The sequence below is a fragment of the Puia sp. genome, from assembly GCF_035546395.1.
In the GTDB taxonomy this organism is placed as follows: Bacteria; Bacteroidota; Bacteroidia; order Chitinophagales; family Chitinophagaceae; genus Puia.
Genome location: NZ_DASZXR010000014.1, coordinates 45485 through 58162 on the forward strand (window position 1 = coordinate 45485; position 12678 = coordinate 58162).

8 protein-coding genes and 1 tRNA gene are annotated in these 12678 nt (G+C 56.5%); 1 reads left to right on the forward strand and 8 read right to left on the reverse strand.

Annotation, left to right across the window (positions count from 1 at the left end):
• Positions 1-13 precede the first annotated feature (13 nt).
• From VHE34_RS12855 to VHE34_RS12865, 3 genes are all read right to left on the reverse strand, one after another.
• Complete coding sequence (locus tag VHE34_RS12855) at positions 14-2761, reverse strand: outer membrane beta-barrel protein (protein WP_325588464.1); 2748 nt, start codon at positions 2759-2761, stop codon at positions 14-16.
• 125 nt (positions 2762-2886) lie between these two features.
• Positions 2887-3501, reverse strand: coding sequence for a DUF445 domain-containing protein (locus tag VHE34_RS12860; RefSeq protein WP_325588466.1), 615 nt, complete (start codon positions 3499-3501; stop codon positions 2887-2889).
• A gap of 57 nt (positions 3502-3558) precedes the next feature.
• Positions 3559-3632 (reverse strand) — tRNA-His (locus VHE34_RS12865).
• 164 nt (positions 3633-3796) lie between these two features.
• Between VHE34_RS12865 and VHE34_RS12870 the strand changes: the two genes are divergently transcribed.
• Positions 3797-5947 carry a carboxy terminal-processing peptidase gene (locus tag VHE34_RS12870; protein ID WP_325588467.1) on the forward strand — a complete coding sequence of 717 codons (2151 nt, stop codon included), beginning with the start codon at positions 3797-3799 and terminating at the stop codon, positions 5945-5947.
• Between the two features lie 29 nt (positions 5948-5976).
• On the opposite strand, the gene VHE34_RS12875 is transcribed toward VHE34_RS12870, so the two are convergent.
• The 5 genes from VHE34_RS12875 to VHE34_RS12895 form a co-directional block, all read right to left on the reverse strand.
• A complete protein-coding gene (locus VHE34_RS12875) occupies positions 5977-7119 on the reverse strand; it encodes an MFS transporter (RefSeq protein WP_325588469.1) in 1143 nt (380 codons plus the stop codon).
• Positions 7116-7625: a DinB family protein gene (locus VHE34_RS12880; RefSeq protein WP_325588473.1), complete on the reverse strand. Its 510-nt coding sequence runs from the start codon at positions 7623-7625 to the stop codon at positions 7116-7118. Before VHE34_RS12880 ends, VHE34_RS12875 begins: the two co-directional genes overlap by 4 nt.
• A gap of 43 nt (positions 7626-7668) precedes the next feature.
• Entirely contained in the window at positions 7669-9372 is a 1704-nt protein-coding gene (locus VHE34_RS12885; protein WP_325588475.1) for a S8 family peptidase, read from the reverse strand.
• A 112-nt stretch (positions 9373-9484) separates the two neighbouring features.
• Complete coding sequence (locus VHE34_RS12890) at positions 9485-10954, reverse strand: OmpA family protein (RefSeq protein WP_325588477.1); 1470 nt, start codon at positions 10952-10954, stop codon at positions 9485-9487.
• A gap of 144 nt (positions 10955-11098) precedes the next feature.
• Entirely contained in the window at positions 11099-12634 is a 1536-nt protein-coding gene (locus VHE34_RS12895) for an aldehyde dehydrogenase family protein (protein ID WP_325588479.1), read from the reverse strand.
• Positions 12635-12678 lie beyond the last annotated feature (44 nt).

Consider the following 12678-nt stretch of genomic DNA (forward strand, 5'->3'; position numbering starts at 1 on the left):
CCTTTCCGGTGTCTTATTGTTGCTGGCCGCCGCCGCCCTGTATGCCTTCCATGCTGTCTCTCTCGCCCTTCATGTTCTTACGTTTGAACAGGGCCATATCGAACTTCCCGAAACGCCAGTTGAACTGGAGACGGAAGAACTGCGGGTCTCTTCTGCGGGCATAGTCCTGGGTGATGCCGGTAGAGGTCGTATAGACGTCGTTGATCCGGGTGCGGAAGATGTCGTTCACGCTGAGGGTCAGCGCGGCGGTGCGATTCTTCAGGAACTCATACCGGATGGCTGCATCGACGCCGCCGGTGGGTTTTGAATAGCCCTGGGCATTGCCGCTGCTGTTGTTGCCAAATCCACGACCGCCGCCGCCACCGTTGCTGGCGCTGCCGCCGGGCGGTAATACCGTTTTGGACGTATAGTCGCCGGAAAGCTGGATGGTGACGCCCTTCATTACCTTGAAGCTGTTGTTGATCTTTCCGAACCAGGACCAGGACTGCGGCTGGGTGGGGATCGCATTCTTACCGGTGTCGATGGTATTGATGTGCGAGGTGAAGAGGTTGACGCTGCTGGTCAGGTCCCACCACTTTGTGAGGCTGTTCCGGCCGATCAGCTCGACGCCACCGACGAAGCTCGACTTCGCATTAATATAGGTATTGATAAATACGGGGAGTTTGGTGACGGGGTTGACGCCCGGTTGCTGGTAGCGGGTGATCAGGTCGGTAGTGTATTTATAATATACCGAAGCCAGGAACGTATTATTGCCCGAATAGGTCTTCTGGTAAGCGGCTTCGAAGGAGTTGGTGAACTGTGGCGTCAGCCCGGGGTTACCCCTGCTCAGGTTGAGGGAGTCGGAGTAGTCCGTAAAGGGGAACAACTGGAAGAAGTTGGGCCGGTCGATCCTCCGGGTATAATTGAAGGACAGGTCCTGGTCCCCGCCGAGCTTCTGGGTCAGGAAGACGCTCGGGAAGAGGCTGATCGGGAATTTGTTGCTGAAATGACCGATATCGGGGAACTGGTTACCGCCGGCATCCACGTTGGTGAAATGTTCGGTACCCTTATAGTCGGAGCTTTCACCGCGTAACCCTAACTGGTAGTTGAAGTTGTTGATCGCGTTGGAGTAGGTGACATAACCGGCGAAGACACGGTCGCGGAAGGTATAGTTGGAGGAAAGCAGCTGATTGACGACGAACTGCCCGTTCTGGAGGGTGTCGATATTGTTGATGCTGGTGTTGTTGCGGATCGCGATGCGGCCGCCTGCCTCGAACTTGGATTTCTCACCGAGCGGCAGCGTATAATCGGTCTGGGCAGTGAAATATTTATTGTCGCCGTTCCCCGTCTGCTGCTGCTGGTAGACGCCCAGGGAAGGGCTGCCTTTGTCGATCGTGGTATGCTGCTGGGTCTGGACCAGGTTGAAATTGTCGTTGGAACCCTGGCTATAGTTGACATCGGCGGTCCACTCTTCACCTGCCTTGGGGAAGGTGTGCTTAAAGCTCAGCATCGCGCCATGATTGTTGAACTGCGCGTTGGTGGTCGAATACCGGTTGGTATAGAACGCCGAGGTCTGACCGCCTGCCGAATCGTTGTTCGTAAAGAGATCGCTGTTGATAAACGGCTTGAAGGTGCCATGGACGATATTGCCGGCGAGCGAGATAGTATTCCGGTTGTCAACGAGGAAGTCGAACCCGCCGCGGGCAAAGGCAAAGTAGCCTTTGTTGACGTTCTTATCGGCCTGGTTGAGGTCGCTGGAAAAGGCCGACCGGTTGCGGGTAGGGTCGGCGTCGAACATGCTGACGCGTTCGGTATTGCCGGTAGCGATGCTCTTGCGCTGGTTGTAGTTACCGCTGAGGAAGAAGTTGACCTTTCCCTGCTTGACGTTGATATCTCCACCGAGGTTGCCTCTTCCGCGCTGGTCGATGCCCGCACGTACGTTGCCGTTATAACCGGCCTTCCGATTTTTCTTCAGGACGATATTCAGAATGCCTGCCGTTCCGCCGGAAGCGTCGTATTTGGCGCCGGGGTTGGTGATGATCTCCACGCTCTGGATCGCATCGGCCGGGATCTGGTCGAGCGTCAGCGTCGTGGGCCGGCCGTCGACGAAGATGGTGGGCGGGCTGTTGCGTAGGGTTACGTTTCCGTCGATATCGACCTGCACGGAGGGGACATTCTTCATGACATCGGTAGCCGATCCGCCGGCCGCAGAGATGTCCTTTTCCACATTGTATATCTTGCGGTCGACGCCCATCTGGATGAGGGGTTTGGAGGCGGTGACCGTCACCTGCTCGAGGTTTTGCGCGTCTTCGGTGAGCTTGATATTACCCAGGTCTTTATCGATCGCATTGAGCGCTTGCAGGGCCGCATTGCTGGGCTGGCCGTCTCCATTGGGATTGCCGCCGCCGCCCGCGCCGTGCAATCCTTTGAGATCGAAAGCCACTTTCTGTTCGTAGGTCTTATAACCGATGGCGGTGATCCGGAGCCTGAAGTTGCCGAAGAGGGGCAGGTTCTCGAGGCTGAAATCGCCGTGGCGGCCGGTGATCTGGCCGCCGATGACGGTATCCTTCTGGCCGCGCGTAGCCACCAGCTGAACCGATGCTCCGTCCATCCCCTTTCCCGTCTTTGCGTCCACCACTTTGCCATAGAAATGCCCTATAGCGGCAGCCTGGCCGCCGCCGAAGCGTCTGCCGCCACCACCGGGTGCACCCACGGGCGGCCCCTGGGAAAAGCCAATCGTCGACACTACCAAAGCCAGGAACAAAAGCCAAGTTTTTCTCATGAGTATTAATTATTCATTTCGCCTGCAAAATTCAGGTCAAAATGGGGAGGAAAACACCGGTTTATATACAAACGGTAGGAATCCAATATGGTAGGGTTAATGAATTAACCGTCAATAAGCAAATTTTATCTCATCAGCAAAGTCAGCAATATCTGTAGCGCGCCGATCAAAAATCCAAGTGCCGCGCCGATGATCTCGACAAAGCGGAACTCCTTCGTCAGGAACTCGTTGAGCATGGTCTCGAGGCGGTCGGCGGAGAAGGAGGCGATCTTTTCGACGACGATGCGTTCAAGATCGAGATCGTGCCGGAGATTGGCGACGTAGTTCTTCATGATGACGGGGAAGAGTTCTTCCAGTTGGTTCATAAAGACGGTCTTCAGCTGACCGATGGTCTTATCGCCGATGAACATCGAGATCATCGGCATCTGTTCCTTGAGCCGTACGCGAAGGAAATGATCGATATGTTCTTCCGCCAGGGGAAGGATGCGCCGGACATTGTCGGGATGGGTGATGGCCTGTTCGATATCGCCGAAGGAGAGCAGCTCCTGGCCGACGATGCGGCCGAGGCTTTCGGCGATCTGCTGCTGCCGTTTGGGGAATACGCCTTGGAGTGTGAAGCCGAGTATTTTCTTTGGGTGACGGGGATGAAAGAGAAGCTTGAGGGCCATCCAGATCGTCAGCCAGTGGATAAAGGCGGAGATAAAGGGAATGGTATAGAACCACCAGGAGAGTTTCGACATGTGAATTCGATTATAAGAAGAGAGGTCGCTTTCGCGACCTCTCTTCGTCTTAGCCAGGGTGGCTGACCGGGTTCGAACCGGCGACCCTCAGAACCACAATCTGATGCTCTAACCAGCTGAGCTACAGCCACCATTGGAAGCGCGAAATTAATGTAAAAACAGTTTGCCACAAACACCTTGTGAAAAAATAATTTGACGAGCGGTCCAAACTGCTTGTTAATATTCGAGTTAACCGGCAACATACCCGCCGATTTATCGTTATTTTTGGATAGCTATGTTAAACTTGCTAAAGTATATGGTGAATAAAAGAAATCTACCCATCGTCCTGATGATTTTGGCGGGGGGCGTCTTCGTGGCCTTCAGGACCCTGGGGATCGGGGGAAATCCGCCGACGAAGTATGAAAGGATCCTGCACAGTGTAGGGGAGTACCTCGCGAACGTGCATTATAGTCCCAAACCCATCGACGATAAATTCTCCAACGAGGTGTTCAAGAAGTACATCAAAGAGGTGGATGGGGAAAAGGATATTTTCCTCCAGTCCGATGTGGACAACCTGAAGGGCCGGTATTCGTCAAAGATCGACGACGAGATCCTTGGCAGTACGCCGATCCAGTTCGTGCCGGCCGTCACCGAGGTCTACCGGAAGCGGCTCGCCGAGACTGAGGCCATCTATAAAGACATCCTCTCGCATCCTTTCGATTTTACCAAGGATGAGGATTTCAACATGAACTATGACCAGATCAAATTCCCGGTCAGCGATGCCGAGCGCCGGGAGGCCTGGCGCAAGCGGCTCAAATACCTTACGCTCGAACGCTATGCCGAGCTGGTGGACCAGCAGGAAACCAATAAGAACAAGCCCGGCTTCGTGGCCAAGAGTCCTGAGGAGCTGGAGAAGGACGCGCGGGCCCGCAGCCTGAAGGTGGAGGACCGGATCTATGAGCGGCTGAAGGTAAAGGAGACCGATGATGACCGGTTCAATATGTTCGTGCAGTGTATCGTCCAGTCGATGGACCCCCATACGGATTACTTCCCGCCGGTGGAGAAAAGATATTTCGACGAGCAGATGAGCGGTCACTTCTTCGGCATCGGCGCTTCGCTGTCCTACGACGACGGTAATATAAAGATCAGCAGCCTCGTAACCGGCAGCCCTGCCTGGAAGTCCGGGAAAGTGGGCGTCGGCGACATCATCCAAAAGGTGGCCCAGGGCAATGGGGAGCCGGTGGATATGAGCGGCTATTTCACCGAAGATGCCATCAAGATCATCCGTGGTCAGAAGGGTACGGAGGTGCGGCTCTGGCTGAAGAAACCGGACGGTACGGTGCAGATGGTATCGCTGATCCGTGATGAGATCGTTCAGGATGAGCTGACCTTTGCGCGCAGCGCGATCGTCAATTCGCCTCGCGGAAAGATCGGGTATATCTACCTGCCGGAATTCTATGCCGACTTCGACAACCCCAAAGGCAGCCGTTGCAGCATCGATGTAGCCAAGGAGATCTTCAAGCTAAAGGAACAGAAGGTCGACGGGATCGTGCTCGACCTGCGCGATAACGGCGGCGGCAGCTTATATGACGTCGTGCAGATGGCCGGGTACTTCGTCGAGCAGGGGCCCATCGTACAGGTACGGGACCGCGACGGCAGACCCTCGATCATCCCCGATCACGACAAAACGGTACTGTATGATGGGCCGTTTGCGGTAATGGTCAATGAATTGAGCGCATCTGCGTCGGAGATCTTCGCAGCAGCGATCCAGGACTATCACCGCGGGGTGATCATCGGCAGCACGTCCACTTATGGAAAGGGCACGGTGCAGCGGCCTTACGGGCTCGATAAGAACCTGGGTTTCCTGGATGCCAACAGCGAGCTGGGCACCCTCAAGCTGACCCTGCAGAAGTTCTACCGCGTCAATGGTGGCAGCACCCAGCTGCGCGGTGTGACTTCCGATATCGTATTGCCGGATATCTATCCCGATATCTATGAATACAGCAAGATCCGCGAAAAGGACAACCCGGATGCGCTGCCCTGGGATACGATCCCCAAGGCCGACTACAACACCTGGAGGTATGCCTATGACGTCAATAATATCCGCGGGCTGAGCAATGAGCGGCTGAGGACCAACACCTCCTTCCACCAGATCCGCCAGGATGAGGAATGGCTGAGCAGCATCCAGGACAAGGTATACCCGCTGAGCCTGAAGAAATACCAGGAAGAGCAGAAGAAGGTGAAGGAGACGGTCAAGCAGCTTCAGAACCTCAGCAAACTGCCCGACGGCAGCCAGCTGAATGTTGCGGCTCTGCCGCAGGACGCGCACAAATATGACGATGACAAGAACAAAGCCGACCGCTTCCAGGCTTGGTTAAAGGATAGGAAGTCGGATCTCTGGTTGGGCGAGGCGGTGAATGTCATGGATGATATGATCGCTCAGAAGAACTTAGTATACAACAAATAAGAGAGCTTACTTTAAATAAAATAGGGGATCTATCGGTCCCCTATTTTATTTGCATATATGGCGATCGTCGCGCCGAGGACGGCAATAAGTCCGAGGGAAACGCGAAGGCTGGAGAGCTGGGCGACAAAGCCGATAAAAGGCGGGCCGAAGAGGAATCCCAGGTAGCCCAGAGTAGAAACGGCGGCGAGGGCCACTCCCGGAGAGAAGGTTTTGCTACGGCCGGCGGCGCTATAGACCAGGGGTACGACAGAGGATACACCGGCGCCGACGAGCAGGAAGCCGAGCAGGGCCGGCAACAGCGAGGGGAACAGGATGGCCAGCAGGAGACCCGAAGCGGTAAGGCTGCCGCTGAGTTGCAGGATACGGCGGACACCCAAACGGGTGGCGACCCAGTCGCCGAAGAACCGGCCGGAGGCCATTGTCGACATAAAGGCCGTGAGGCCGATGCCGGCGAGCGCTTTGGGCGGCAGGATGACCTTCTGAAAGTATACGTTGCTCCAGTCGAACATCGTCCCTTCGCAGATCATCGAACAGAAAGCGATAACGCCGAGGTTGATCAGCGACCGGTCCGGCCGGGCAAAGATGGGACGGTTTTCATCGGCGGCGAGGTCGCGGACGATGAGTTTCCGGGCCGTCACAAGGAGCATGATCCAGGCCAGGCCGGTGATAACGAGGAAATGTTGCCAGGGCCGCCAGCCAAGACCCAGGAAGAGATTGCCGGCCGAGGCGCCGGTAAAGCCGGCAAGACTCCACAGTCCATGATAGGAAGCCATGATGCTGCGTCCATAGAGTGCTTCGGTGCCGACCGCCTGGGTATTGACGGCAATGTTGAGCAGGTTGCCCGCCATGCCGAAGAAAAACAGGCCGGTCACCAGTTGCCAAACTTCCGAGGCGAAGCCTAACACAGGGAGGATGGACGAGTAGAGTACGGCCGCACCGATGGCGATTGGCCTGCTGCCGAACCGGGCCACCAGCCAGCCCGCAAGAGGCAGGGAGACCAGCAATCCGCAGGGCAGGGACAGCAATACGCCGCCCAGCGAGACGTTGTTGAGCCCGAGGTTTTGCTGGATGCTGGGGATCCGGGAAGCCCAGGAAGAGAAGCAAAGGCCGGCCAGGAAAAAGAAGACGCTGACGGCGATACGATTCAGCCGCCGGGGTGGGAGAGATCTCATAGATAACGCTCTTCCAATATCTTCATATGATGAGTAACGTGACCGGGAATGATATAGCCGATGGTAAACGCGTTTAGCGCCTTCGACCGGACGGTGCCCACGAAGCGAAGCTGATCGTCCGTCAGCGCGTCGTAGAGATATTCGGTGCCGGCGCGAACGGCCTTGAATTCTTCCAGCAGATCTTTCCACTTACGGGTGGCGCCCCCATCATTGGCCGCCCAATGGTTCTCGTCGAACGGGGGAAGCGGCGTCGCATCCTTGCGCGAGAGATGAAGCGCGCGGAAGGCAAAGACCCTTTCAGCATCGATGATATGCTGAAGCATTTCACGGATGGTCCATTTGCCTTCGGCATAGGCATGATCGTATTGCTTGCGGGGAATGCTTTCGATGAGCTTCCGAAACTGCCTGGTGTTCTTCTTGATAGCCTCGCGAAAATCATTCTCCCTGACGAGGGCGATATAGCCATTGTAGGCGTCGTCGGCGATAATTTCGGTCTTTGGGATCATAGGTTAAATATAAAAAAAACCGGGGCAAGCCCCGGTATTTTTTTTAATTCATGCTATTCTTTAACGTCGACTTCTTTGGTCTTTCCGGCGCCGCGTTCAGCGTCGAGGCGAGCTTCAATGCTTCATAAGCGTTCAGGATGCCGCCGGACTTATCGATATCCGAGAGCGGAACCATGGTAGACTCCGAGCCGGGCACCTTTACCTTGGCGGGCGGGGCGACGGCCGACTTCTCGATGCAATATTTTACCTGCTGCGGGGTCAGGCTGGGATAGTATTCCAGGATAAGGGCGGCCACGCCGGTAACGACGGGGGCGGCCATGCTGGTCCCCTGCAGATTGCCGTAGTTCTTGCCGCCGGGCAGGGTGGAATAGATCCGTGTGCCGGGGGCGAAGACATCGACCTCTTTCTTCCCGTAGTTGGAGAAGGAGGCGGTATAGCTCTGGAAACCGGGCTCGGCGAGCGGGTCGCTGCTGGCGCCGACGGTGATCCAGTTGGAAGCCGTGTAGTCGCTGTTTTTGAAATTCGGATTGGGGAAGTTGTCCGTCGTGTCGACATCGGCGTTGTCGTTGCCTGCCGCATGGATCAGCAGGACGCCCTTGCTCTCTGCATATCTGACGGCCGAATCCACCCAGATCTTTTCAGGGGAAAGATTCTTGCCGAAGCTCATATTGATGACGCGGGCGCCGTTGTCGACGGCATACCGGATGGCCAGCGCGATGTCCTTATCGTGTTCGTCGCCGTTGGGAACGGCGCGGATCATCATCACCCGGACGTTGTCGCAGATGCCTATCTGACTTTTGCCGGGCAGCTTCTCCCCGGCGATGATGCCGGTGACGTGCGTGCCGTGCATCGGATCTCCGGCCATCACGTCGGGATTCCCGTAATGGCTGTCGTTGATATCGTTCTCGTCATCCTTTACGATATCATGGCGGTAATTTTTGGGCGGGTTTTCTTTTGCCGAGGCCTTTCTTTCCTCCTGGTCCACCTGTTCGGAGAACTCGGAAAGGAAGGTCTTATTGCTCATGTCCATGATCTTATTGGCCTTGAAGAGATAGAGGAAGACGGCCTTGGCATTGCGGGCTTCCGTGGTCCGGGTCTCGAAAGTATCCAGGTCGTTGCCGGTATATTCGGGTTTACCCATGGCCAGCTGGAGGATGCTGTCGTTGCGGATAGATGCCATGAGGGCCTTGTGCAACATCACCAGATCCACGCCGGCGTCGGTGCCGTCGCCCATCACGCTGCGACGGGCTTTCTGCCACATATGGAAATTGTCCTTATCCTCGGGGTTCAGCGCCGCCGTGTCCAGATTCGGTACGTCGAACTTTTCTTTGAATGCATAGTAGACCCTGGCTTCTTCCTGCGAGTCGTCCTTTACATTGGCGCCGTCCTTGCCGCCGATGAAGTTCCAGCCATGGATGTCGTCGACATAGCCGTTGTGGTCATCATCGACGCCATTGCCAGGGATCTCTTTGGGATTGGTCCAGAGAATAGCTTTGAGATCTTCATGCAGGGTATCGACTCCGGAGTCGATGACCGCGACGAGGACCGTCTTGCTTTTCAGCTTTTTTAATTTGGCGAATTCATAGGCTTTATTGAGGCTGATCCCATAATATCCATCCTGTTGTTTGTCGAGGAGGTGCCAGCCTTTCGGCAGTTCGGTTTTTGCACTGGTCCCCTGGGCAAATATCGCTAGAGGCAGGCAACCAAGTATCGTCATCAATAACCATCCGTTCCGGCGTCGAATCATGTTGTCTTTTTTTAGTTTAAACGAAGTGTCGTGAATCCTGTAAAATAAATAAAACTCACGCCAACCCGATGATAAATTACAGGAATGGCACTATCAAGATGTTAAAGTTTTCTTAAGGGGCCGGCTTCTTCTCAATGGATAGCTTTAGTTCTACGCGGCGGTTGATCGATCGGCCCTTCGCGGTCAGGTTGTCGGAGATCGGGTGTTCCTGGCCAAATCCTTCCGCGGTCAGCCGCGATGCGGCGATGCCCTTGTGGATCAGGAAGACCTTCACGGCCTGCGCCCGTTTGCGGGACAGGGCAAGGTTCTTTGCCGGGCTGCCGGAATTGTCGGTATAGCCTTCGATGGTGAGATGCCATGCGGGATGGGCAAGAAGCAGACCCGCCAGCTGATCCATGGCCACGAAAGAGCTATCCATCAGCCTGTCGCTGGCCGAGGTGAAGTTGACATTATGGGCGATGAAGTTGATCCGGTCGGTCTCTTCCTTTTTGATTTCGGGGACGACAATCACCGGGCAGCCGTGGTTCCCGGCGGTGCCTGCACTGTCGGGACATTTGTCCTCTTCATCATTGACGCCGTCGTGATCGCGGTCGGGGATCGGGCAGCCGTTGTAGCGGGCCAGGCCGGCGACCGTGCGGCAGGAGTCGTGGTCGTCATCGATCCCGTCGTGGTCGGTATCGGGAATCGGGCAGCCGTGGTAGCGGCTTACGCCGGGCACATACCGGCAGGAGTCGTGGTCGTCGTCAACTCCGTCATGGTCGGTGTCGGGGACGGGGCAGCCATGCCAGGCAGCGGAGCCGGGCTGGAGCGGGCAGAGGTCGACATCGTCGGTGACCCCGTCGCGATCGGTATCTTTCTTGCGCGGGACCTTTGCCGGGCCCGAAGCCGTAAGCCAGACGGCGAGAGTCGCGCCTATCACTTCATGATGGAATGTACCGGAATAACCGGCATGGTAGAAATCGCCGAATCCGCGGCTGTAGTAGGCGCTAAGCATCATCTTCCCGATCTCGAAACCGGCGCGGCCGTTAACGCCCCAGTCAAAGGTCGTGTAGGTCTCACTACCTTTGCCGACGGTTATGGGGTCGGTCTCGCTATGGTACTTATGAGTAGACGAAAGGAGACTTTCCGTTGTGGTGCTTCCGTTGTGAATGAAACTAAGATAAGGACCGGCGCTGATAAAGAAGAAACTCTGGCGGCTGGCGGTGAGCGGGAACTTATACGTCAGGTTTAGCGGAACCTCCATGTAGCCGAGCTTAAGCGTCTGTTTGTTGTAGACCGTATCGGTGGAGAGAGCCGCCAGGCTGTCGTTGTTCTTATTATAGACCCGGCCCTTGGTGATATACGTAATGGCGGGCTGGAAGAAAAGGCCCTTGATACCGGTGGGTATTTCCAGAATGAAACCGAGTTGGAAGCCGGAACGCGAGTTCATAAAGGGTTTCGTAGTCGTGTCCCATCCCGGTATATGGTTGGTTTCGATAACTTTAGACGAATTGAGACCACCGAGGATACCCAGCTTGACCTGTGCATGGAGAGAACAGTAGCTGGTTACGGCGAACAGTAAAAGCGGTACCCATTTTTTCATAAACTGATACCCTATTAACGTGCAAACCAGTCTTTTATTTTTTGCGCCTTTGGCGCATTTTCGCTAATGTCTGCCCTTCGGGCGAAGGCCCTCCGGGCCTACGGGCAGCCGTTTATTTTGCTGACTCCCGGCCTTCGGCCCAACCTACAGATTAAACTTTATCCCCTGAGCCAGAGGCAACTGGGTCGAATAGTTGATAGTATTGGTCTGGCGCCGCATATAGGCTTTCCAGGCATCGCTGCCGCTTTCCCGGCCGCCGCCCGTCTCTTTTTCTCCACCGAAAGCGCCGCCGATCTCCGCACCGCTGGTGCCGATATTGACATTGGCGATGCCGCAGTCGCTGCCGGCGGCGGAAAGGAACTGTTCGGCCTCCCGCAGGTTGAGCGTCATGATAGCGGACGAAAGCCCCTGGGGAACGCCGTTCTGGATGGCGATGGCTTCCTCGAGACTGCTATATTTCAGCAGGTAAAGAATGGGGGCAAAGGTCTCCTGCGCCACGATGGGGGCCGTAGCAGGCGCCTCGGCGATACAGGGACGGACATAGCAACCGCTTTCGAAGCCGTCCCCGGCGAGCACTTCGCCGTCAACGACGAAACGGCAACCCTGTTCTTTGGCGGCGGCAATCGCCTGCTGGTAGGATTTGACGGCATCGGTATCGATCAGCGGACCTACGTGATTGTTCTCATTCAGCGGATCGCCGATCCTCAACTGGCCATAGGCGGCGGCCAGCTTTTCCTTTACCTTGTCGTACACTTTTTCGTGGATGATCAACCGTCGGGTGGTGGTGCAGCGCTGACCGGCCGTGCCGACAGCCCCGAAGACCGCGCCGGGAATGGCGATATTGAGGTCCGCGTCCGCGGAAATGATGATCGCGTTGTTACCGCCCAGCTCGAGGAGCGACCGGCCCAGGCGCGCAGCCACGACGGTTCCCACGGCCTTCCCCATGCGGGTCGATCCGGTGGCGGAAATGAGCGGGATGCGGGTATCGGCGGCCAGCCATTCGCCGAGATCGCGGGCCCCGGTGACGAGACAGCCGACGCCTTCGGGAACCTTGTTGGCGGCGAAAACGGATGCGATGATGTTCTGGCAGGCGACAGCGCAAAGGGGGGTCTTCTCGGAGGGTTTCCAGACGCAGGTGTTGCCGCAGACCCAGGCGATCATGCTGTTCCAGCTCCAGACGGCAACGGGGAAATTGAAGGCGGAGATAATGCCGACCACTCCGAGCGGATGCCACTGCTCGTACATCCGGTGCGCGGGGCGCTCACTGTGCATGGTGAGCCCGTTCAGCTGGCGGGAAAGCCCGACAGCGAGGTCGCAGATATCGATCATCTCCTGCACCTCCCCATAGCCTTCCTGCAGGCTTTTGCCCATTTCATAAGAGACCAGGCGGCCCAGGGCCTGTTTGTTGGCCCGGAGCGCTTCCCCGATCTGCCGGACAACCTCCCCGCGACGGGGGGCCGGCCAGGTCCGCCATTCGGCGAAGGCCTTACGCGCGGTTTCGATGACGGTATCGTAGCCCGCCTTATCGGTGGTGGTAATGGTGGCGATCCGTTTGCCGTCTACGGGTGAAACGGAGGTGATGGCGGGGGCGCCCGAGGGCAGCCCCGAAGACAACCAATTCGTCCCTGTCGAGGTGCCGGTATTCTCCGGCCCGATGTTCAGCTGTTGTAGAAATTCCATAAAAAATGCTTGCGACCGGAAGATCGCAAGCAAACTTAGGAAAA